This window comes from Weizmannia acidilactici (assembly GCF_008974185.1).
In the GTDB taxonomy this organism is placed as follows: Bacteria; Bacillota; Bacilli; order Bacillales; family Bacillaceae_C; genus Weizmannia; species Weizmannia acidilactici.
This window is the reverse complement of sequence record NZ_BKZP01000041.1, coordinates 1-23,758: the sequence shown is the minus strand read 5'-3', so window position 1 is coordinate 23,758 and position 23,758 is coordinate 1. Positions and strand designations below refer to the sequence as shown.

At 44.1% G+C, this 23,758-nt stretch carries 19 protein-coding genes; 17 read left to right on the top strand and 2 right to left on the bottom strand.

Going from position 1 to position 23,758, the window contains the following annotated elements:
• Positions 1-353: 353 nt before the first annotated feature.
• A complete protein-coding gene (locus tag BpJC4_RS14185) occupies positions 354-1,856 on the bottom strand; it encodes a methyl-accepting chemotaxis protein (RefSeq protein ID WP_151698087.1) in 1,503 nt (500 codons plus the stop codon).
• A 179-nt stretch (positions 1,857-2,035) separates the two neighbouring features.
• Here BpJC4_RS14185 and BpJC4_RS14180 point away from each other — a divergent pair, with 179 nt between their 5' ends.
• The 3 genes from BpJC4_RS14180 to BpJC4_RS14170 all read left to right on the top strand — a co-directional run bounded on the left by BpJC4_RS14180 (position 2,036) and on the right by BpJC4_RS14170 (position 8,281).
• The gene (locus BpJC4_RS14180; protein ID WP_151680022.1) at positions 2,036-4,042 is read left to right on the top strand and encodes a penicillin-binding transpeptidase domain-containing protein; all 2,007 of its coding nucleotides are present in this window, start codon (positions 2,036-2,038) and stop codon (positions 4,040-4,042) included.
• An 802-nt stretch (positions 4,043-4,844) separates the two neighbouring features.
• Positions 4,845-6,887 (top strand): glucosaminidase domain-containing protein, encoded by a 2,043-nt coding sequence (locus BpJC4_RS14175; RefSeq protein ID WP_151698086.1) that lies wholly within the window; start codon positions 4,845-4,847, stop codon positions 6,885-6,887.
• 356 nt (positions 6,888-7,243) lie between these two features.
• Positions 7,244-8,281 carry a glycosyltransferase family 4 protein gene (locus BpJC4_RS14170; RefSeq protein WP_151680020.1) on the top strand — a complete coding sequence of 346 codons (1,038 nt, stop codon included), beginning with the start codon at positions 7,244-7,246 and terminating at the stop codon, positions 8,279-8,281.
• A gap of 43 nt (positions 8,282-8,324) precedes the next feature.
• On the opposite strand, the gene BpJC4_RS14165 is transcribed toward BpJC4_RS14170, so the two are convergent.
• On the bottom strand, positions 8,325-8,960 hold the full coding sequence (locus BpJC4_RS14165) for a YigZ family protein (protein WP_151680047.1): 636 nt from the start codon (positions 8,958-8,960) through the stop codon (positions 8,325-8,327).
• A gap of 307 nt (positions 8,961-9,267) precedes the next feature.
• Between BpJC4_RS14165 and BpJC4_RS14160 the strand changes: the two genes are divergently transcribed.
• From BpJC4_RS14160 to BpJC4_RS14095, 14 genes are all read left to right on the top strand, one after another.
• On the top strand, positions 9,268-10,407 hold the full coding sequence (locus BpJC4_RS14160; protein WP_151698085.1) for a sensor histidine kinase: 1,140 nt from the start codon (positions 9,268-9,270) through the stop codon (positions 10,405-10,407).
• Between the two features lie 24 nt (positions 10,408-10,431).
• Positions 10,432-11,112: a response regulator gene (locus tag BpJC4_RS14155; protein ID WP_151698084.1), complete on the top strand. Its 681-nt coding sequence runs from the start codon at positions 10,432-10,434 to the stop codon at positions 11,110-11,112.
• A gap of 277 nt (positions 11,113-11,389) precedes the next feature.
• On the top strand, positions 11,390-12,232 hold the full coding sequence (locus tag BpJC4_RS14150) for a DegV family protein (RefSeq protein WP_151698083.1): 843 nt from the start codon (positions 11,390-11,392) through the stop codon (positions 12,230-12,232).
• Between the two features lie 292 nt (positions 12,233-12,524).
• Positions 12,525-13,919: an ATP-dependent helicase ComFA gene (locus BpJC4_RS14145; RefSeq protein ID WP_269467552.1), complete on the top strand. Its 1,395-nt coding sequence runs from the start codon at positions 12,525-12,527 to the stop codon at positions 13,917-13,919.
• Positions 13,912-14,619 carry a ComF family protein gene (locus BpJC4_RS14140; RefSeq protein ID WP_151698082.1) on the top strand — a complete coding sequence of 236 codons (708 nt, stop codon included), beginning with the start codon at positions 13,912-13,914 and terminating at the stop codon, positions 14,617-14,619. The genes BpJC4_RS14145 and BpJC4_RS14140 overlap by 8 nt, the downstream gene beginning before the upstream one ends.
• A 70-nt stretch (positions 14,620-14,689) precedes the next feature.
• The gene (locus tag BpJC4_RS14135) at positions 14,690-15,085 is read left to right on the top strand and encodes a TIGR03826 family flagellar region protein (RefSeq protein ID WP_151680015.1); all 396 of its coding nucleotides are present in this window, start codon (positions 14,690-14,692) and stop codon (positions 15,083-15,085) included.
• Between the two features lie 76 nt (positions 15,086-15,161).
• Entirely contained in the window at positions 15,162-15,428 is a 267-nt protein-coding gene (gene flgM / locus BpJC4_RS14130; protein WP_151698081.1) for a flagellar biosynthesis anti-sigma factor FlgM, read from the top strand.
• A gap of 12 nt (positions 15,429-15,440) precedes the next feature.
• Positions 15,441-15,920, top strand: coding sequence for a flagellar protein FlgN (locus BpJC4_RS14125; protein WP_151698080.1), 480 nt, complete (start codon positions 15,441-15,443; stop codon positions 15,918-15,920).
• A gap of 39 nt (positions 15,921-15,959) precedes the next feature.
• Entirely contained in the window at positions 15,960-17,579 is a 1,620-nt protein-coding gene (flgK, locus tag BpJC4_RS14120) for a flagellar hook-associated protein FlgK (protein WP_151698079.1), read from the top strand.
• Between the two features lie 14 nt (positions 17,580-17,593).
• Complete coding sequence (gene flgL, locus BpJC4_RS14115) at positions 17,594-18,487, top strand: flagellar hook-associated protein FlgL (protein ID WP_151698078.1); 894 nt, start codon at positions 17,594-17,596, stop codon at positions 18,485-18,487.
• An 83-nt stretch (positions 18,488-18,570) separates the two neighbouring features.
• Entirely contained in the window at positions 18,571-19,017 is a 447-nt protein-coding gene (fliW, locus tag BpJC4_RS14110) for a flagellar assembly protein FliW (protein WP_151698077.1), read from the top strand.
• Between the two features lie 4 nt (positions 19,018-19,021).
• Complete coding sequence (csrA, locus tag BpJC4_RS14105) at positions 19,022-19,249, top strand: carbon storage regulator CsrA (RefSeq protein ID WP_151698076.1); 228 nt, start codon at positions 19,022-19,024, stop codon at positions 19,247-19,249.
• A gap of 178 nt (positions 19,250-19,427) precedes the next feature.
• The gene (locus tag BpJC4_RS14100; RefSeq protein WP_151698075.1) at positions 19,428-20,240 is read left to right on the top strand and encodes a flagellin N-terminal helical domain-containing protein; all 813 of its coding nucleotides are present in this window, start codon (positions 19,428-19,430) and stop codon (positions 20,238-20,240) included.
• 187 nt (positions 20,241-20,427) lie between these two features.
• A complete protein-coding gene (locus BpJC4_RS14095) occupies positions 20,428-23,487 on the top strand; it encodes a glycosyltransferase (RefSeq protein WP_172968373.1) in 3,060 nt (1,019 codons plus the stop codon).
• Positions 23,488-23,758 lie beyond the last annotated feature (271 nt).

The following is a 23,758-nucleotide window of genomic DNA, read 5'->3' as shown; positions in this document are numbered from 1 at the left end:
TTTATATGTCTGGGCAAATGCCTCGGTCGTAAACGAAGTGGCCAAAAGCGTTGTAGCGGCAACGGAAAAGATTGTTTTCTTTTTCACACTCGTGTAACCTCCATTAGTCTTTTTTTTCAACTAATATCATTCTATCAAAATTTTTTTATAATGGTAGACCTTTTTCGCCAGAAAAAAGGAAATTGTTCCTTTTTCTGCTAATGTAAGCGACACAAAATAGCAAAATCATGGGATTTCTGGCAAATAAAGATGGTTCAAATTACCAGTTTTTCTTCCTATATTTTTTTCAGTCAAATGTAGCAAAAGGAAGCCGCTTTTATGGATATCAGCGGCTTCTGGTAAGGTCTTGTTTTTCAATCGTTTTTGCGCGTGAAGTTTTTCCGCAGATGTTTCGTTTTTTCACGGAACTGCTCGGCCTGGCCCGTGACTTCGTTGAGCGCCTCCGCAATGGATTGGTGGTCGTTTGTCAAATTTTCAATTGTGGCTGCCATTTCTTCCAGGCTGGCGGAAGTTTCCTCAATAATGGCAGCGAGTTCGCTTGATGCTCCTTCTACTTCATGGGCCTGTCCGGTAACTTTTTTCGACAGCGAATCAAATTCTTTAAACTTCTCAACCTGCCCGTTTAAAGTTTTTAACAGTTTCCTGAAATAAGTGGTGACATTTTGGCTTGATTCCGCTGTTGCTAAAATTTTTGTGCTGCTCAACTGCAATTTGTCGTGCGCCGCCGCATTGCTCCCGTTTAAATCCGCCAAATTGCGGTTAATTTTCTCGGTCGTTTCGTGCGTCGTTTCCGCGAGCCTCCGGATTTCATCGGCAACAATTGAAAATCCGCGCCCGGCTTCCCCCGCACGCGCCGCTTCAATCGATGCATTCAGCGCAAGCAGATTTGTTTGTTCCGTAATTTGTTTGATGCTGTCGGTAAACGTGTTTGTTTCTTCCACTTTTTGCGTTAAAACGGTAAACGTGTTGTTCAGCTCCATAATGGTGTCAATGACATCGCTGATTTCAAGCGTTAACTCATCAACCGCCTTTTCACCCAATTGTGCGGTATTTGCGGCTTCGCGGGCCTCTTTTGTCAATTCATCGGACACTTGCGTAAGGAATTCCATGGAATGCAATGTATCCGCGGCATGGCCGGCAATTTGTGTAATCTGCTCGCTTTGGGTTACGCTGCCTTTTGAAATTTCATTGACCGTCGATTTCATTTCGCTTTGCGCGTGTAAATTTGTCTGAATATGGCCGTTGACATTGGACACCTGGTCAATGAGCGCCGACATTTCTTCCTGGTAAGCCGCGCTTTGTTCTTCCATTGTTTGGATTGTATTTTTTATAGATAAAAGAAAAGAATCCATCAGGTTTTGATGCTGGTAAATCATGGCGTATAATAAAATGGCTGTTAAAATATAGGCAAGTATCGCAGTCGGGAACATGTCACGGATGATGCCCAGTTCGGCGGAAGGCATGAAAAAGCTTATCACGAATTCGAAAATGCCGAAGAAGGCGCCGATCAAGAAGAGCAATTGTTCAAACTGCAGTGCGCTGTAAGTAAGTAGAAAAAATAGTACAATGGACATGGTAAAATTGTTCTCGAGAAAAAGAATCGCGTAAATGCCGAATAAATAAGCGATGATGACGCTCGCATAAGAAAATATACGGAATTTTTGGAGACACAGGTCGATCACGAAGAAAAGCACAACGAAAAGAGCCGCTTCCGACCCGTACAAAACTGCCATGCCGGTTTTTTTCTCGAAAATCGATTCAACAAAAGCGGCCAGCAGGGAGATCAGAAATGTGACAAACATAAAGCGGCTTTTTTTGCGCGTGTTGTCAGCTTTTAACTGTGTGATGATATCCACATTTTTTCCCCCTTTAATCTTGTCCTTTTTATATAATATAAATGTAACATAAAACAGAGTAAACTTCCGTTTTTTTTTATGGGGTTGTCGAAATTTTTTGCTGATGATCACGGGATTTGCGGAACCTTTTGTGGCAGGATTCCGCAATCGTCAACAATGTTTATTGGGAGGGAAATTTTTTGAAAAAAAAGCTATGGATTGCTGTATTGTTGCTGGCGGTATTTGCGGCTCTCGCCGGCTGTGAAAAAACGCCGACACCGAATGAACGTTTGTCTGATTATATTAAGCTTTGGAAGCAGGAAAAATTCACGGATATGTATCAAAACTATTTGTCCGAATCCGCGAAAAAACAGTATGCCTCAAAAGATGTTGCCGGACGCTACAAAAAAGTGTACGGGGACTTAAATATTTCGCAGCTGAAAGTTTCGTACAAAACATTGGAAAAAGATGCCTATCAAAACAAAGACAAAGTAACAGTGCCGCTCAACATTTCTTTCCAAACATCAGGCGGGAAAGTTACTTATAAAGACAAGGTTGTACTCGTCAAAGAAAAGAAAGATAAAAAAGAAAACTGGTATGTCAATTGGAAACCAAGTTTGCTTCTGCCACATTTGACGAAAGGGGATACAATTAAAGTATCCGAACAAAACCCTGTTCGCGGGGAAATCCTTGACCGAAACGGGAAAGGATTGGCAATCAATGGGAAAGTTTATCAAATCGGCATCATTCCGGAACAAATGAAGGGTGACAAGACGGCAGCCATGCAAAAGGCGGCCGGACTGCTCGACATTTCAACGGACGAAATCAAGCAAAAATTGGATGAGAACTGGGTCCAGCCGAATTTATTTGTGCCGATTAAGAAAGTTTCCATGCATGATAAGGCGCTTGTGAAAAAAGTGACATCGATCCCCGGTTTTTCTTCGCAGACGGTAGATGCGCGCATTTATCCTTACGGGAAAGCGGCCGCCCATTTAACCGGTTATATCGGCGCAATTGCCGGAGAAGAGCTGAAAAAGCTGAAAGATAAAGGCTACACTGCAAACAGCATCATCGGCAAGCGCGGGCTCGAACAGCTTTACGATGAACAGCTGCGCGGACAAGCGGGAGAAAAAATTTACATCCAAAAACAGGACGGCAGCACGTATACAGTCGCCGAGAAAAAGGTGAAAAACGGGAAGGACATCAAAGTCACGATTGATGCGGAACTGCAAAAGAAAATATACAACCAAATGAAGGATGACGCCGGCACGGCTTCGGCAATCAACCCGAAAACGGGCGATGTCCTGGCGCTCGTCAGCACGCCAGCGTTTGACCCGAACGATTTTATTCTAGGGATGTCCGTCTCCGCCTATGCGAAGCTTGAAAAAGATCCGGCACAGCCGCTTATCAACCGGTTTGCGCTTGCCTATGCGCCGGGTTCCACGATCAAGCCGGTCACGGGGGCAATTGCACTGAACACCGGCACAACAACGGCCGGCGCAACGAAGACAATTACCGGCACTTCCTGGCAGAAAAATGCAGACTGGGGAAGCTATAAGATTACCCGCGTCCATGTGAATAACAGCCCGGAAAATATGGAAAAAGCGCTTGTGTTGTCCGACAATATCTTTTTTGCGCAAACAGCGCTTGATATTGGCGCAGATAAGTTTGTAAAAGGTCTAAAAGGTTTTGGCATCGGCGAAGATATTCCATTTAATTATCCGTTAAAAGCTTCGCAAATTTCATCAAACGGCAAATTTGCCAGTGACATCCAGTTGGCCGACACCGGTTACGGCCAGGGTCAGATGGAAATGAATATTCTCCATCTGGCGCTTTGCTATACGCCGTTTATCAACGGCGGCGATGAATTGCATCCGAATTTGCAGGCGGGCGAAAAAACGAGAGTATGGAAGCATCCTATAAGTAGCAAAACGGCAGATACGATTGCCGGCATGCTCCGGCAGGTCGTGGCGGACCCGTCCGGCACCGCCCATGCGGCCGATATCCCTGGCGCTTCACTTGCGGGGAAAACAGGAACCGCTGAATTAAAAGCCAGCCAAAGCGACAAAAACGGCAAAGAAAACGGCTTATTCGTCGTGTATGACACGAAAAAGAAAGATGTGCTCGTCGCCATGCTGGTAGAAGACGTCAAAGACCGCGGCGGCAGCGGGCTTGTGGTGAAAAAAGCGGCCAATCTGTTCCGATAAAGCAGCCGTTTTGGTGTAGAAGGAGTGTTCCCAAAGCCGGTTTGTCGGCTTTGGGAACACCCTGCTTTAAGTAAAAATGAAGGCATGGCTGGCCTTTATAGATTGCTAAGGAACGTTTCGAGAGAAAAATACAGGACAAACGGTTCTAACAAAGCGTGTAAGTGCCATTCGAAGGAGAAAAAACAGGTTGAACGGTCCTTACAAAGCGTCTAAGTGCCATTCGAAGGAGAAAAAACAGGTTGAACGGTTCTAACAGAGCGTGTAAGTGCCGTTCGAAGGAGAAAAGAACAGGTTGAACGGTTCTAACAGAGCGTGTAAGTGCCATTCGAAGGAGAAAGAACAGGTTGAACGGTTCTAACAGAGCGTCTAAGGACTGTTACAAGAAGCATTTTATAAACGTGGCTGCCCTAAAGTCAGTGAACTGACCCGGGGACACTATTTTAATGTACGGAAAGTAATCCGGGAATGCTGATGATTCCGAAAGGCACTCGCATTCCGTGGAAGATCTGCAAGCTTTCTACGCAGGAACCCCGCAAAATTCTCGAACAAAATCTATCGACTTCATTTTCCTGTTACCCCCCTTTTTCTCTAAATCTTGTAAATAAACGGCGAAATAGGAAGAAAAATCCCCTTTTCTGGAATGAAAGTGATTTTTTCCGGAAACAGAATGTGTTAGAATTGTAGAAAAGTTAGCGATTTGGCAGGCGAGTAAGATTTTAGCAGCAAATTTTTGCATAAACATTCCACAAAAACAGCCGATATTTGAGGTAAGGGTATTCCGAGGTGAAAAGAGGGAATTGAATTGAGGAAGAGACTATTTTTTGCGTTTTTAGCAGCCTTTTTGTTTTATATAGTGGCCGGCGGTCCTGATGCATCGGCTGCAACCGTACAAACGCTCCGCGGCGTCGTAAAATACAGTTCCATCAATGTATATGCAACCCCGTCTGCGAAAGCGAAAGTACTGAAGCATTACACAAAAGGCGATGTTCTGTCGTTCCAGCCGGCTTCAACCGGTTACTATAAAATCAAAAGCACTTCGTTTACGGGCTATATCCGGACAAGCGATGTGGAAACGGCAACCCTGCATCCGGTTTCCGTGAAAGGCATCCTTTTGAAAAGCTCGACAAAGCTGTATTCAAAAGCAAGCACCTCGTCTGCCGCATTAAAATCGTATCCCCAGGGCACAGTGCTGACCTATAAAACATTTACATCCGGTTTTTACCAATATACGACACAAATCGGCAGCAAAACCGTGACGGGCTATATTGCCAAAAGCGATACGGAAAATGCGTCCTCATCGCAAACCGCGAAAACCGGAATTGTTTTGAAAAATCCGACGATACTTTATTCGCGGGCAAGCACCGGTTCATCTCCGCTAAAAACCTATGCACAGGGGACGAAGCTGACATATAAAACTTTTTCAGCCCATTGGTATACATACACAACAACTGTAAACGGCAAAACACGGACAGGCTATATTTATAAGAACGATGTGGAAGCCATTACCTCATCGCCGGTGACGAAGCGCGGGATTTCACTGCCGTCTTCCATGCCGGTTTACACACGGCCGAGCACGGTTTCGACGGTATTAAAACATTATGCGCAAGGCAGCCTCTTAACCTATAAAACTTTTACGTCCGGCTGGTATACGCTCAACGTGAAAGTGAACGGGAAAACGGTAACCGGTTATGTGAAAAAAAACGATATGGAAGCGGCGGCTGCAAGCCCGAAAACCATTGAAGGGTCTGCGGTGAAAAGCCCGACAAAAGTTTACGAGAGGGCTTCCACGGCTTCTTCCGTGCTGAAAAGCTATTATATTTATACGCCTCTAACCTACCAAACTTTTACATCCAAATGGTATACAACGACCGTAATGGTGAACGGCAAAAAAACGACCGGTTATATTTCGAAAAGCGATGTGGCGGTCGGGCCGTTTTACAAATATACCCATTACGGCCTGACTGTTCCGGAAATGGTGGCCATCCAGGCAAAAACGAATCCGCAGACCGATTTGTATGCATTCCATAATGCGTATGTCCTAAAATCCGCGGTTAAACTAAAAAAAGGGAGTACGACAAAAGGAACGGTCACCGCCGCTTCAGCAAAAGTACTAGAGCAGCCGAAATCGGGCTCCTGGGTGTACGGCACGCTGAAAAAAGATGCAGCAGTTACAATTGTATCTTCAAGCAATAAAACTTATTATCAAATTAAATACCAATCTTTCAGAAATGCAAAACCGGCTGATATTCAAACGTATGTCAATCCGGCGAATTATCCAAAAGTAAGCAGCGGGTATTTCCAATTCCTTGCGCTCGACCAGTATGCAGGTTCCAGTGTCGGCGAGCTCAATGACAAAATTTTAAAAGGAAAGGGCGTTTTAGAAGGCAAAGGCTCGGTATTCATTGATGCCAGCAAAAAGTACCATGTCAATGAACTGTATTTGATTTCCCATGCCCTGCTCGAAACCGGAAACGGGACATCTAAACTGGCGACCGGCATTAAAGTGAACGGCGTAACCGTTTATAACATGTTCGGCATCCATGCTTATGACAGCGATCCGGACGGCACAGGTTCCAAATACGCTTACGAGCAGGGGTGGACATCGGTGGACAAGGCGATCGAAGGCGGGGCTGAATGGATCAGCAAAAATTATACCGCTATCGGGCAAAACAGCCTTTATACGATGCGCTGGAACCCTGTTTATGCGGACAAATATAACGGGGCTGCGCACCAATATGCCACGGATATCGGCTGGGCCGTCAAACAGGTGAACAATATTAAAAAATTATATGATCTTTTGGACCGATACACGCTTGTGTTTGACGTCCCGGTTTACCAGCAGTAAAAGCGGTGGCGTGTACTCCAAATTCCATAGCGGCGGGATGCCATCATGGCAGAGCCCGCCGCTTTTTTTGCTCGCCGGATTTCACACGGCGCCGGCCATGCAAACGGTGCTTATAATATATGAAAAAAAGCAAGAAAATTAGTAGTTTAGATCAAATCATAGTGGATAAATTGTCGGATAACAATTATAATGATAACAGTGAATTTCGGGTAAATATTTTGTTAAGATTTAATTAAGAAAGTCAGGGTACATTTAGTTTAGGACAAGTGAAACAGTTATCATGGTAAAAGTAATGATGGCGGCTTCACGATATTTTCAATCCTTATTGGTTATGATAAACCAAAGGAGGCAGCACATTGATATTCCTTACCTTGTTTATATGCTTTATGCTTACGATTTTTATTACGCCGCTGATTAAAAAACTTGCGGTACGCATCGGGGCAATAGACAAGCCGAACCAGCGGAAAGTCCATTTGAAAGTGATGCCCCGTTTAGGCGGGCTTGCCATATATGTCAGTTTTATTGCCGGGGTGCTGCTGCTCCGCCCGGATAATCCGCATTCCCTGCCGATTTTGCTCGGGAGCCTGATTATTATCATTACCGGCATTGCCGATGACATCAAAGAGCTGACACCGCGTGTAAAGCTAATCGGCCAGCTGGCTGCGGCGGTTGTTGTTGTATTGAGCGGAATCCATGTCGAATTCATTAACCTTCCTTTCGGGGGCCAACTGGAATTCGGGATTTTCAGTATTCCGCTTACGATTTTGTGGATCGTCGGCGTGACGAACGCGATTAATTTAATTGACGGGTTGGACGGGTTAGCCGCCGGGGTTTCTTCGATCGCGCTCTTGACCATTTCCGGCATGGCCATTATTATGGGCGATGCGTATGTGACAGTGATCGGTTTGGTTCTGATGGTCAGCACGGTTGGCTTCTTATTTTATAATTTTTACCCGGCTAAGATTTTTATGGGGGATACCGGGGCACTGTTCCTCGGCTATATGATTTCTGTGCTGTCTTTGCTCGGTTTTAAAAACGTTACATTTATCTCGTTGATTATTCCTGTACTGATTCTCGGGGTACCGATTTCCGATACATTCTTTGCGATTATCCGCCGGCTTGTCAACAAGCGGCCGCTGTCGGCACCGGACCGCTCGCATTTGCACCATTGTCTGCTGCGGCTCGGTTTTTCGCACCGGCAAGTGGTCCTGATCATTTACGCGATCGCTGCCATGTTCAGCCTGGCTGCATTGATCTTTTCGATGGCAACGCTCTGGGGTTCGCTCATCTTTATCGGCGTCATCCTGATCACGATCGAACTGTTCGTCGAAAGTATCGGCCTGGTCGGCAAAGATTACAAGCCGTTGTTGAATTTCATTAAAAACCGGTCTTAATCAAAAGCCCGGGGTGCTTTGCATGCGCCCCGGGCTTTCAGATTTATTCGGCATCCGTTTCCAGATACTGCTTTTCCCCTTCCGAAATGGCGGCCTGACCGTTTGTCAAATCGGCCATCCAATTTTGGAAGGCGTCCTGTTCCCCTTCTTTTACGTAAATGGACAGTTCCACCTGCTCCAAGTATTGGATTTCTTTGATTTGATACGGGGAGCTGTGTAGCGCGTTTTCGACTTTCCCGAGCCACGAATAATCCAATTTTACATGGAAAGTTGAAACAAGCGTCCTTTTCACAATACCTGCTGCACGGATGCCTTCTGAAGCCGCTTTGCTGTAAGCGCGGATCAACCCGCCGGCCCCAAGCTTAATGCCGCCGAAATAACGCGTCACGACCACAACGGCATCTTTCAAATCTTTCTTTTTCAACACTTCCAGCATCGGCACGCCTGCTGTTCCGGCCGGCTCGCCGTCATCGCTCGCTTTTTGAATGAGGTTTTGCTCGCCGATCATGTAGGCGGAGCAGTTGTGGGTCGCGTTCCAATGCTCTTTTTTGACAGCCTGGACAAACGCAAGCGCCTCCTCTTCCGATTCCGCCCTTTTTACATGGGCGATAAACCTCGATTTTTGAATATCAATTTCATGGCTCCCTTCGCCTTTTACAGTGAAATATTCTTTTAACATGGCAATCTTCCTTCGTCGAAATTCCAATATTTTACCTCATTATATCACGGTCGGAATATGTTATAATTTTTTATGTGTAAACTTAGAATCAGGGCTGTCTTGTGCACCGTATAATGGTATGTGTTTTCCCTACTAAAGTAGCTGGGAAATTAGTACCATTATACGGTTGTACTTTATTTTCAAATAGTCTAAACGCTGCTTTCGCGGTAAAATAACGTTATCACAGTGTGCCGGTTTGGATTGTCCTGCATCCGTCCGCCTTCTGTTCGGGAACTGATTCATCGACTATTCTTTTGGGGGAAGCAAGATGACATTAAAGACATTCGACTCCAAGGCATTGGACGCCATTTTGGAGAAAATGATTGTGACAGTTGAAGAAAGCAAGCATGAGATTTTTGAAATTGGCGAAAAGTGCCGGCAGGATTATGAAACGCTTGTAAAAGAGCTCGATGAAATCAAAGCCGCAGTGTCCGTTGTGATTCAGCAAACGGATGAACTGGAAACGAAATCGCGGTTTGCAAGGCTGCGGCTGGCTGAAGTAAGCAGGCATTTCCGGGATTTTTCCGAACAACAGGTGCAGGAAGCCTACGAAAAGGCACACATGATCCAAACCCAGCTGTCGATGAACAGGCAGCGCGAAATCCATCTGCGCGAAAGAAGAAACGAATTGGAACGACGGCTTCATTCTTTAAAAGATACGATTGAACGGGCCAATCACCTCATCTCGCAAACGACCGTTGTGTTAAACTATTTAACAAGCGACTTGCGCAATATCAGCGAAGCGATCGAAGACGCAAAGCATAAGCAGGAGTTCGGGCTCCGGGTCATCGAAGCGCAGGAGGAAGAGCGGAAACGCATTTCACGGGAGATCCACGACGGGCCGGCGCAAATGCTGGCCAATATGTTGATCCGTTCCGACTTGGTGGAAAAAATATACCACGAACGCGGCGTGGAGGAAGCACTCGAAGAAATCCGCAATTTAAAAGAATTGGTCCGCGGTTCGTTAAAAGAAGTCCGGCGCATCATTTACGATTTACGGCCGATGGCATTGGATGATCTCGGCTTAATTCCGACCCTCAGAAAATATTTGTCTACCGTCGAAAATTATAATCAGAATACGATCATTACCTATACGCATTTAGGAGAAGAAAGAAGGCTCCTGACCAATTACGAAATTGCGGTTTTCCGGCTCGTCCAGGAATCCGTACAAAATGCTTTAAAACATTCGAAGGCGACGGAAATCCAAGTGAAAACGGAGCTGAGGAAAAACAGTTTTATTGCCATTGTCAAAGATAATGGCGTCGGCTTTGATGTCAACAGCATACGTGAAGGTGCATTCGGGATTGTCGGCATGAGAGAGCGTGTCGGCCTTTTAAATGGTGAAATTTCCATCCATTCGAAAATCAGAGCGGGGACATTGGTCATTATCCAAATCCCGCTGCAATAAATATGGAAAAGGAGGAAAGAGAGAATGACGGTGAAAATTGCGATCATCGACGACCATCAGTTGTTCCGTGAAGGCGTGAAACGGATCCTTGAATTTGAAAAAACGTTCGAAGTCGTGGCAGAGGGAGAAGACGGGGAAGACGCGCTCGGCATCATTGAAAAATACCATCCCGATGTCGTGTTGATGGATATCAACATGCCGCACGAAAACGGGGTGGAGGCAACAAGAAAGCTGATCGAGACTTATCCGGATACGAAAATTATCATTCTTTCCATCCACGATGATGAATCATACGTTACACACACGTTAAAATCGGGCGCAACCGGTTACTTGTTGAAAGAAATGGATTCGGATGCGCTGATCGAAGCCGTAAAAGTTGTTGCGGACGGCGGCAGCTACCTGCATCCGAAAATTACCCGCAATTTGGTGGAAGAATTCCGGAAATTGTCAAACCGCTATGCATCCGACGGGGCATACCGGCAGCCGGAAATCGTCCAGCCGTTGCATTTATTGACTCCGCGTGAATGTGAGGTATTGCAATTATTGGCTGACGGCAAAAGCAACCGCGCGATCGGCGACAGTTTATACATAAGCGAAAAAACTGTGAAAAACCACGTCAGCAATATTTTGCAGAAATTGAAAGTCAATGACCGTACACAAGCAGTCGTGATGGCGATTAAGAACGGATGGGTCAAAGTACGGTAAGGGAAAACCTTGGTTGTACATTTTTTAATGTATTGCCGAGGTTTTTTATTTTTGGAGAGGCGGAAAGCAGTGGTGAATCAGCATGTGGATCCGATTTATCGCCGGAAACGGGAGAAATTTGAAAAATCAGCGGAAATCTTTATTTTATCGGCGAAAACAGTAAAGAAATCGGCGGATAGGTTATAAATCGGACGGATGGCATACCCGGCCGGCTTTTCAAACGGCTGCTTATTTTATACAATGGAGGAGATCAGACAAGCGGAAGGGAGAGGGAAAAATGAGAACGGCCATTGTCACCGACAGTACCGCTTACATCCCGCAAGAAATACGCGAACGATATTCTATTTATATGATTCCGTTAAATGTTATTTTCGGCCGGGAAGAATACCGGGAAGAAATTGATATTACGGCAGATGAATTTTTTGAAAAAATGCGCATGTCGGACAAGCTGCCGACTTCCTCCCAGCCGTCGACCGGTCAGTTTGTGGAACTCTTTGAACAGCTGTCGAAAGATTACGATGCCATTATCAGCATCCATTTATCCAAAAAAATCAGCGGAACATACCAGGGTGCGATCACAGCGGCTGGCATGGTCGAAGGTGTAAAAGTGTATCCTTATAATTCCGGCTGGAGTTGCATGGCGCAGGGCTTTTTTGCGATTGATGCGGCAAAAATGGCGCTTGAAGGAAAAGAACCGGAAGAAATCCTTGCCCGCCTTGATGAATTAAAAGCATCCACCAAGGCATATTTTATGGTGGATGACTTAACGCATCTCCAGCGCGGCGGAAGACTGTCCGGCTCGCAGGCGCTCATCGGCAGCCTGTTAAAAATCAAACCGCTTTTGACGTTTGTCGATGATGAAATTGTACCGTTTGAAAAAATCCGCACCCAGAAAAAAGCGTTAAACCGCATTTATGACCTGCTTGCCGAAGATGTGAACAAGGGCCTGCCGTTCAAATGTTCGATCATCCACGCCAACCGCAAGGAACAGGCGCTTGAAATTAAAGATGAACTAGAAATACGGTTTTCGACCGTTGATTTTTCGATCAGCTATTTCGGCCCGGTCATTGCCACCCATCTTGGGGAAGGCGCGATCGGGATTGCATGGATGCTGAAATAACAGTTTAAAAAAGAAGGGGATGTTCCAAAGTCGTTTTTAAGAGCTTCGAAAGACCATTAGAATAAAATATTTTCATGGAACGGTTCTAAGAATCATGATAAAATCGATTCGAGTTCCTTTTACTCCCGCGACCGGCACTTAGAAGCGGTATCAAGAGAGTTTGAACAAAGTTTTACGCAAAAAACCGTATTTTGAAAATCTATCAGGGCGTTATGAGCTAAAACTTCTTGATGAAAAGGGGCTTTTTGGACAGCCCCTTCTCCCCCACAAACGAACAAAGGAGTGAACGGATTTGTCCTTGAATCTCTCTGCTTTTTCGGAAGAACTCCAGCACCACCTCGCCGGACGCAAACTCCTCAAATCTGAAATCCCTTTTTCACCCGAACTGCTGGAAATGCATAAAAAACATGGCTGGATCCACTATGAACAAGGAATCCGGGGGGAATTCCCGAACTGCATCTGCCTGCGCTGCGGCAATCAAGAGGCGCATCTTTTCGCAGTATTCCCGTGTGCCCATTGCGGAAAATCCAGCGTATACTGCCGCAACTGCCTGATGATGGGGCGGGTCACTTCCTGCCGGCCGCTTGTCAGCTGGACGGGCCCCGAACCCGCATTCCACCCGCCTGCGCAGCCGCTTCAATGGGAAGGAATGCTTTCCGAAGGGCAGCAGGCTGCATCAAAAGCGGTCATGGATGCCGTCCTGAAGAAAAAAGAGATGCTCGTTTGGGCTGTTTGCGGTGCAGGGAAAACCGAAATCTTATTTAATGGAATCGAAGCGGCGATCAAAAACGGCGGGCGCGTTTGCATCGCAACACCACGGACGGACGTCGTACTCGAACTCGCCCCCCGTTTTCGGCGCGTTTTTCCGGACATCAGCATTGCCGCATTGTACGGCGGCAGCCCTGACCGCTACAAATGGGCGCAGCTCGTCCTTTCCACAACCCATCAGCTTTACCGCTTTAAAGCCGCTTTTGACACGATGATTGTCGATGAAGTGGACGCTTTCCCGTACACATATGATGAAACATTGCAGCGGGCAGTAAAAAAAGCCGCCAAGGAATCATGCGCGCACATTTATTTGACCGCAACCCCGAATGAAACATGGCAGCGCGAATGCCGGAAAGGATTGCGCCCGTTTGTCACGATCCCGGCACGGTACCACCGCCGTCCGCTTCCCGTCCCCGAAATGAAATGGGCGGGCAACTGGCGCAAAGCTTTTGAAAAAGGAAGGCTGCCCCGCCCGGTTGAAGCTTGGGTTAAACATCGGCTTGATGTCGGAAAACAGACGCTCCTTTTTCTCCCCAATATCAGGCTGATGAAAATAGCGGAGCCGCTCTTCAAGAAACTTCACCCGGATATTGAGTCGGTGCATGCCGAAGATCCGGAAAGGAAAGAGAAAGTCGGGAGGATGCGCGCCGGAAAAACCCCGGTTTTGTTAACGACCACCATTCTCGAGCGCGGCGTGACTTTCCCGAATATTGACGTCGCTGTTGTCGGGGCGGAAGATGCCATTTTCACGGAAGCCGCCCTCGTGCAAATGGCGGGCAGGGCCGGAAGAAGTGCCGATTTTCCGACAGGCGTCGTGACGTTTTTCCATTATGGGAGATCACAAGCAATGGTAAAAGCGCAGCGCCATATTTCAGCGATGAATGAAGAAGCAAGAAAGCGGGGGCTGATTGATGAATGAGTATTGTTTATTTTGCCATCAGCCGCTCCACTCCAGGCTTTCATGGCGGGCGCTCATTTTTCCGCAGCGGGAATCCCCGCTTTGCGAAGATTGCCGCGCCAGATTGGAGAAAATCGAGCCGCCAGTTTGCCAAAAATGCTGCCGGCCGCTTGCAAAACTCGATCCCGCCTATGTGCAAGGGGATATATGCCTTGACTGCGCGAAATGGGAAAAAGATCCGGAATGGGCGGGCGTGCTTGAAGAAAACATATCCATTTATGCATATAATAATTTTTGCAAAGAAGTTTTTACCCACTTTAAGTTCCGCGGCGACTATATTTTGGCCGCCATTTTTGCAGACGGCATCCGGCAGGCGTCAGCATCGTGCGATTTTGACTTGATTGTGCCGGTCCCGCTGAGCGCAGAACGGTTATCAGAACGGCTGTTTAACCAGGCGGAGGCGCTTGCCCGGGCTGCAGGCCTCACACCAACGCCCCTGCTTCGGCGCACCCATACCGAAAAGCAGTCGAAAAAAACGCGCCGGGAACGTATCCGCCAATCGCAATTTTTTCATGTGGAAAAAACGGCTCCCATCGAAGGCCGCACCATCTTATTGATTGACGATATTTACACAACCGGCTCGACCGTCCACCATGCGGCAAGAGCTTTGCGGGAAGCGGGCGCCGAAAAAGTATATTCTTTAACAGCGGCCCGGGGTTAAAAAAACGAAATTTATGCCGATAAAAAGGATAGAAAACGAACGGCGACGGATAAAAAGGGAGGCGGATCGGATGGCGAAGTTGGAAAACTGTCCGAATTGCGGTAAATTATTTATCAAAAATTCCGTTCGCGATGTATGCGAAGACTGCTACAGAGAGGAAGAAGCTGCATTTGACCGCGTTTCCAATTTTTTAAAGAAACGCGAAAACCGCGCGGCAACGGTGCAAACGATTGTTGAAAAAAACAATGTGCCGGAAAAGCTCGTTTACAAGTGGGTGCGGAAAGGCCGCCTGCTTACGGCCCATTTCCCAAACCTGGCGTATCCGTGCGACCGTTGCGGCAAATTAATCCAATCGGGAAAAATATGCGAAGACTGTGCGAAAGCGATTTCCGAAGATCTCGAACGCTTCGAAAAAGAAAAGAAATGGGAAGAAAAAGTGAGGAAAAAGACTTATCACTTTAAGTAAAGTAAACATTCCGCTTGTTTATCCGATATATTGGATGGTGAATTTGCGCGGAAACCTTAAAAAAGGGGTGAACACTTTGAAGATCAATCACATTAACAGTTCGGGGATCAATCCGTATCAGCGCCAGATCAGCCAGCAGACGCAGCAGGCTAATAAAAGCAGCCAAAAGACGGACAAAGTCGAAATTTCTTCCGAAGCAAAAGAATTGCAAAAGGCCTCCCAACTCGAACAGGAACGGAGCCGAAAAATCGCCGCTTTAAAACAGCAGGTGCAAAACGGAATGTATCAAACAGATGCCGAAAAAACAGCTGAAGGCATTTTGAAATATTTTACGGGCAAGTAAGGAGGGCTGCCCATGTCCGCAGAAAAATTAATTGCATGCCTGGAAAAATTGGAAAAACTTCATAACAGCCTGTTCAAACTGGCCTGTGAAAAAACGGAGGTCATAAAAAATCAGGATATGGAGCGTCTCCAGAAAATGGTGAATGAAGAGCAGACTCATATCCGGGCAATTTCAGCTCTGGAAAAAGAACGGGAAAAATGTGCGCGTGCTTTTACAGGATCCGATCATCCTGTTACGGTTACGGAATGCATTGCGGCCGCTTCAGGGGAAGAACGCACACAGCTTGAGGCGTTACGGAAGCGCCTCATAAACGCAGTGGACAAGCTGAAAAGACAAAACGACTTGAATCAAATGCTCATCTATCAGGCCCTTCAATTTGTGAACCTCACCCTCGATTTGATTTATCCGAAGACACAGCCCGCAACATATGCGCCGCCGTCCAGGCAGCCGGTACAGGCGGGCGGAAAGCCGAGATTTGATTCAAAAGCATAGCAGGTTATTGAATAAAAAACACGGAGGAGAGAAGATACGGTGTCCACTTTCTTTGGATTAGAAACGGCAAAGCGAGCTTTAGCCGCCCAGCAAAACGCCCTGTACACGGTCGGGCAGAACGTGGCGAATGCGAATACGGAAGGATACACAAGGCAGCGCGTCAATTTAACGGCCACCGACCCCTACCCGGCTGCTTCCATGAACCGCCCGGCGATTGCCGGACAAATCGGGACAGGCGTGGAAGCGGGCGAAATACAGCGGATTCGGGACAAATACCTGGATGTCCAGTACCGGGAAAACAACAGCAAGCTGGGCTACTGGACGGCAAAATCCGATGCCTTGAGCAAAATGGAAAGTGTCATGGATGAAACCGATTCGGACAGCAGTTTATCAAATACAATGGAAGCTTTCTGGGAATCGCTCCAGGATTTAAGTACCAACCCGGAAGATGTATCTGCCCGGTCTGTCGTACTGGAGCGGGGGAAAACATTGACCGATACTTTCCATTATTTAAGCGAGACGCTTTCCCAGGATAAAAAGGATGTCGGAAGCGAAATCAGCGTATCCGTAAATGACATCAACTCGATTTTGGAACAAATCAGCGATTTAAATAAACAAATCGCAGCCCTTGAGCCAAACGGCTATTTGCCGAACGACCTGTACGACAAACGGGACATCTTAGTGGACAAATTGTCGTCTTATTTAAATATTACTGTGGAAACGGAAAAAAGCGGCGGGAATGCGAAGGCGAATGCGGACGGCATTTATAATATCAAAATGACGGCCGCAGACGGCACAAGCGTTTACCTCGTCCAGGGCAGCAGCTACAATTCTGTTGAAGTGCAGAACGGCGTTGACAGCGACGGCGACAATATCATTGACAGCCCGCCGGCAAGCGGGGAAATGGTTGGCATTACTGTCGGCGGTATACAATTTGCTGTTTCGGACGCAAACGGCAATGTAACTTTCCCGCAAGGCAAACTGCTCGGATTAATTGAAAGCTACGGCTATCAATATACGGACGCAAACGGCAATACAGTTGAAGCCGGTACTTATCCGGAAATGCTTGACAGCTTGGATAAACTGGCGTATACATTCGGCACTGTTTTTAACGCCGTCCACGAAAAAGGAACGGATCTGGAAGGAAACGCCGGCACAGCTTTCTTTACCTTTGGCAGTCTGACGGATTACAAGGGCGCAGCGGATGCGATCAGCGTCAACAGCAGCCTCACTTACAGCAAGATTGCCGCTTCGGCAAACGGAGATCCGGGAGATGGTTCGAACGCGATTAATCTCGCAAGTGTGGAAGACTTTGATTTAAGCAGCAACGCTGTTTCGTTGGAAGGTTTCAGCAGCATGCTCAACATCGCTTCACTCGGATTGCCGTTTACAACCGGTACGATCAACAGCAATTACGAAGGCATCATTGGGAAACTGGGCGTCGATGCGGAACGGGCGAACAACCTCGAAGCAAACAGCAGTTCACTTCTTGAATCTGTTGAAACGAACCGGCAGTCTGTCAGCTCGGTTTCGCTCGATGAGGAACTGACGAATATGATCAAATACCAACAAGCCTATAACGCGGCAGCCAGGATGATTACGATGAACGACGAATTGCTTGATAAAATCATCAACGGCATGGGCGTTGTAGGCAGATAGGCAGGTGAAAAACGATGCGCATAACCCAATCCATGCTCGCCAGGAATTTTCTTAACAATTTAAATACGAGCTACAGCAAACTCGCAAAATATCAGGAACAGCTTGCATCCGGGAAAAAAATCAATAAGCTTTCCGATGATCCGTTATCTGCGATGAAAGGCATCTCGTATAGGAGAACCGTTGCGCAAGTAAAACAATATGAAGACAATTTCTCGGAAGCCAGTACTTGGATTGAAACGACAAACGATGCTTTGGACGAGGCCAACCAGGTGCTGCAGCGGATCCGCGAACTGGTAGTGGAAGGGTCAACCGATACTGAAACCCCTTCGGACCGACAGTCAATCGCTGACGAAGTGGAACAGCTCCGCGACCAGCTTGTCGATATTGCCAATACGAAAGTCAATGACAAATATATTTTTAACGGCACGAACACAACAGAAAAGCCGATCAGCACCGATATCAGCACATTTGACGGGAGCACGACACTCGGCATCAACAACAACCCGGTCAAAATCGAACTTTCGAAAGGCATTTACCTGCAAGTCAACGCCGATGGTTCGAAAGTATTTTCCGACGATCTCTTTAAAGACTTGAAAGACTTAATCAGCGATTTAAATGCTGGCACGTCAGCAAATGGCTTCGACAGGTACCTGGATAAAATCGATGCCCATATCGACAATGTGCTGAGCGAACTTTCGCAAACCGGCGCCCGCAGCAACCGTCTGGATCTCATGAAAGAACGCGTATCCCAGCAGGAACTCACAGCGACAGAAATCATGTCCAATAACGAAGACGTGGATATCGACCAGGTTTACACGGATTTTTCCGTTGCTTCAGGCGCTTATACCGCTGCATTGAAAGTCGGCGCGCAAGTCATTCAGCCGACGCTGCTGGACTTTTTAAAATAACCTATGGACACCATCTTGATATACTGGATGGCCTTCCTTTATATCAGGATGGTGCCGTTTTTTATATGTTAGGAGGCTGAAGAATGAAGCGCAATACAAAATACCACGGCGAAATCGAAATCAGCGAATCGGACATTTGGCATTTTGAAAACGGCATTCCGGGCTTTCCGGATGAAAAGGCATTTGTTTTACTCCCGATCTTGGACAACGGCGTTTATATGGTCCTGCAGTCGGTGATGACGCCTTATGTCGCTTTTGTGATCACAAGCCCGTTTTTGTTTTTCAGCGATTATGAATTCAATATTGATGATGCCACGCTCGAACAGCTTTCAATCGAAAAAGAAGAAGACGTTCTCGTGTATGCCATCTTAACGGTCAGGGACCCGTTTGCCAATACAACAGCCAACCTGCAGGCGCCGCTGATTTTAAATCAAAAGAACCATCAGGCGAAACAGCTGATTTTAAACGATCCGAAATACAAAACAAGGCACCCGCTCTTTGCAAATAAGTCCGGGAAGGTAAAGGGGTGAGACGATGCTGATCCTGTCTAGAAGAAAAGGCGAATCGATCCAAATCGGCGACGACATCGAAATCACCATCGCCGCCATCCAGGGTGACCAGGTCAAAATCGGCATCGACGCCCCGAAACATATCGAAATCCACCGCAAAGAAGTCTACCTTGAAATCCAGCGAGAAAACACAGCTGCGGCACAAGGCATACAAGGGTTGCTTGGGTTGTTAAAAGAACATAATGGGAAGTAAGGAAACCGGTCGTTTGCGATGATCGTTTTTTTCATCTATTTTTTCTTCAAAACTATTAAACATTTGCACATATGGCCGATATAAAAAATGAGCGGGGAACAGGGCGGCCGACCTGGGAACCCGGAAAAAACCAGGTCCACAAGGAAGTGGGCCGACAATATTCAAGGAGGAAAGATAGATGATTATCAACCACAACCTTGCAGCGTTGAACACGTTGAACAGATTAAATGCTGCAACAAATGCACAAAGCAAAGCAATGCAAAAACTTTCTTCAGGCCTTCGCATCAACAGTGCGGCTGATGACGCAGCCGGTCTCGCAATCTCTGAAAAAATGCGTTCCCAAATCCGTGGTTTGGACCAGGCAACAAACAATGCACAGGATGGCATTTCATTGCTTCAAACTGCTGAAGGTGCATTGAATGAAACGCATGACATTTTACAACGTATGCGTGAATTGGCTGTTCAAGGTGCTAACGATACGAATACTACAGAGGACCGCAACCAAATCCAAACAGAATTGAACCAGTTGATGTCGGAAATTGACCGTATTGCGAAAACTACTCAATTTAACACGCAAAACCTTTTGGGTGGGACCTTTTCTGCTACTTTACAAGTAGGGGCAAATGCGGGACAAATTATTACTTTCTCTATTTCTGCAATGGATACTACCGGTCTCAGCCTTGGTACAAATATTGCTGTAGATACAAATGCTGCAGCAAGTACTGCAATTTCTGCTTTAGACAAAGCTATTAAACTTGTTTCATCACAAAGATCTAATCTTGGTGCACTTGAAAACCGCTTAGATCATACTATTAACAACTTGACGACTTCTTCAGAAAACTTGACTTCCGCTGAATCACGTATCCGGGATGTTGATATGGCGAAAGAAATGTCTGAAGAAACAAAGGACTCAATCCTTGCACAAGCTGCTCAAGCAATGTTGGCTCAAGCAAACCAACAACCACAGCAAGTATTGCAACTTCTTCGTTAATTATTTGTATTTTTTGCACCAATCAAAAGATTTATTCTTTTGGTTGGTGTTCATTTTAAAATGGAAATTGCATGTATAGCATAAATTAACAGAATTTCCTTTTTAAAAGGATGTTCAACAAAATATCGTGACACTATAGTCGCGATATTTTGTTGAATCAAGAATAACAACAATGAGGGATATATTCATGGCACCATTCATTTCTTTATGTATGATTGTAAAAAATGAGGAAAAAGTATTAAAGCGATGTTTAGATTCAGTCAAGGGTGTTGTAGATGAGATTGTGATTGTCGATACTGGCTCCACAGACAAAACGAAAGAAATCGCATTGCAATACGTTGATCATGTTTATGATTTTGAGTGGACCGATAGTTTTGCAGATGCCCGGAATTTTGCCCAGTCTAAGGCGTCTGGGCAATGGATATTGGTCATGGATGCAGATGAATATGTTGATCCAAATAATTTACAAGCTGCAATTGATGAAATAAAGAATCAATATGATGCTTTTGAAGTAAAAATATACAACTTTTCAGGTATGCATGGAGAAAGGATTATTCAGCACCACGGCTTAAGAATTTACAAAAATAATCCTGCAATTACCTTTTCAAGGACCATACATGAACAATTGAGGAAAAGTGAAGGTGAGCTTAAAGTAGGTTCTTCAAGCTTAATTCTTTACCATTCAGGATACTTAGCGAGTGTAGTAAAAGAAAAAAATAAAAATAAGAGAAATCAATTTTTACTTGAAAAAGAAATGAGTTTTTCAGAGAATAATGCTTTTGATTATTTTAATTTAGGAAATGAATATCAATCGCAGGGAGATACTGAAAAAGCTTTAGAGGCGTATCTGAAAGCCTATCAAAACAAACCGGACCTTCGTTACAGCTGGGTATCGTTTTGTGTGGTTCAAATCATAAATTGTCTCATTACTCTGCAGCGTTACAAGGATGCGTTGAATGTAATTAGCGATGCAGAACAAATATACAGCGAATCTCCTGATTTTAAATGTTTAAAAGGAATTATTTATTTAGATCAACATCGTTACCAAGATGCAATTACAGAATTTGAAGAATTGATTGATAAACAGGAAGATTACCAAAACATTATTTCAAGCGTGGATTATCTTGAATATTTTCCGCACAGAGCTCTCGGTATCATTTATCAAAAAGAGAAAAATTATGAAAAATCTGTTTACCATTTTACAAAGGCATTAACACTTAATAAGTACTGCAACCGATCTCTTATTGGTTTAATGCAAATTTTAACGGAGAGAGAGGAAGAACGCGAAATAGTTTCTTTTATTAATCATAATAATCTAATAAATAATAATTATGATTTGTTTAAGTTTATCCGCCTGTTTATCTCGCTTTCACAATTTGATATAGCCCGCCATTATGCAGAACAAGTGGATAATGGCTTAATTAAGGAAGGTTTCAATATCAAGTTAGAACTAAGCAAAGGCAATACAGCTGCACTTAAAAAGTTTATTGAAACACGTACCTTAGAGCAATTAAATGAGATTATAAAAAATGGTTGTATTGATATTTATGATTTGATTTTATTCTGCTTTGAACTTAAAGATATCAGTATTATCAGATTAATATTCAATTTAGTAAAAGAAGAAAACATCAAACAATTAATGGAGTATCTTTTCACTAATAATAATACATCCTACAATTGTTCGAAAGATATTCTTATATTAGTGGAAAGAACATTGCAATTTAATCAACTTAGTCTTTTTGGAAAACTGGCTGAGAAGATAGGTTCCGAGCAAGAAATACTATTGCCAACAGCACATTTAATGTACCAATATCATTACAAAAAAGAAGCAATACAAATTTATAATAATGTAGATCCTGTTTTTTATGATATCGATACGTTTGTAAATTTAGTAGAATATTATTTTGAAGAAGGCGAAGGGCTTCAAGCGAAAGAAAAAATTATTACTGCTATTAGTTATGAAAAAATTGATTATAGATTGTTTAAGTATGCTTTATTATTACATTTGAAATTTGAAAGTGTCCGTGATTGGGATATAGATCAGATTACAAATATTGCTTTTTCTTATTATACAGAAAGTCAAGAACTAGCTTATTTATATAGCTTAATCAAAAGTGACAGTATAGAATTACAATCGAATGGAAGGCCGGCTAGAACTGTGGGCTTTTTTCTAGAAACTACTTTTCATTACTATGTCTATGAATCTATTATTAATGAATTATTAAATAAAGGCATTAACTGTCATCTTGTGATAAATGATTATTTTCAAGAACATTCCGAAACAAGTTATATGTATGATGACTTAATGGAATTTCTTCAGAATCTAGATCGAAATGATATTGATGCTTATACTGTTTCCATGATAATGAAGAATCACTTTAAATATGATTGCATGGTAAGTTGTTATTATTCTAATTGGTTAAACGAGATAGCATATAAGCAAGTACGAGTGATGTATGGATTAGCTAAAGATACTTGGAACTTTGCTTGGTGGAATGTTTTCTACGATAAAATTCTTTGTTATGGTCGTTATGATTACAATAGATTAAATATCTATAACAACTGTGTAATTGTTGGTAATCCCAAATTTGATAAATGGTTTAAAAATAAATTTGATAATCTTGAGGGAATAAAAGAAAAGTTTCTAATTGACGAAAATAAGAAAACCATTTTATACGCTCCAACGTACGGCCATTTAAGTTCAATTGACGACTGGATTGATGATATTAAGGAATTAGAGAAAGATTATAATATCATTATTAAAATGCATCATGGCACTGCATTTAGAGAGAGTGAGCAATACCGCCGAGAGAAGATCCTGCACAATTTTAATAATGTAACTAGTGATCAAAGCGATCTATTTTCGCTTTTTGCTGTATCTGATTTTGTAATTTCAGATAATAGTGGGATCATATTTGATGCTATCTTGGCAGAACAAAATATATTGTTATTAAATCCAACCTCGCAAGCATTACGTAAGGATGGGAGCAATGAAGTAAGAATTAGAGAAAAAATTATAAATTTGGAAATAGGGGATGATCTAAGACTGTATTTAAAAGATAATAATTTATTTATAAAGCAAAAGAATGAGTTATTTGATGTCTTGTATAATTTAGATCAGTTTAGAGATGGAAATTCTGGTAGTAGGGCTGCAGATGAAATCATTTCCCTTATAAACGACGAAAAGTCAACAGCTAAAGAAAATCCATTCTTATACAGTCTCCGAAAGCAAATTTTTGGGTTTTAAAATTAGCTTTTTATGGAGTTATACTAATTGGGAGTTCAAAGTGTTTAATTAATATTTAAACATTTTGGCCCCGTTTTTTAGTACTCTAAATTAAAATAACGAGATTAATTGTGAAAAGTAATAGCTGTGAACATATTTATACCCAATATACAATGTCGGAACTTAAATAGATATGTTAAATTCAAGAAAATTAAGTGAATGATATTTGTATAATCTCAAATTCATTTTAAAGAATTTACCGAGCTTGCTAACTTAGAAATCATTCATTTGT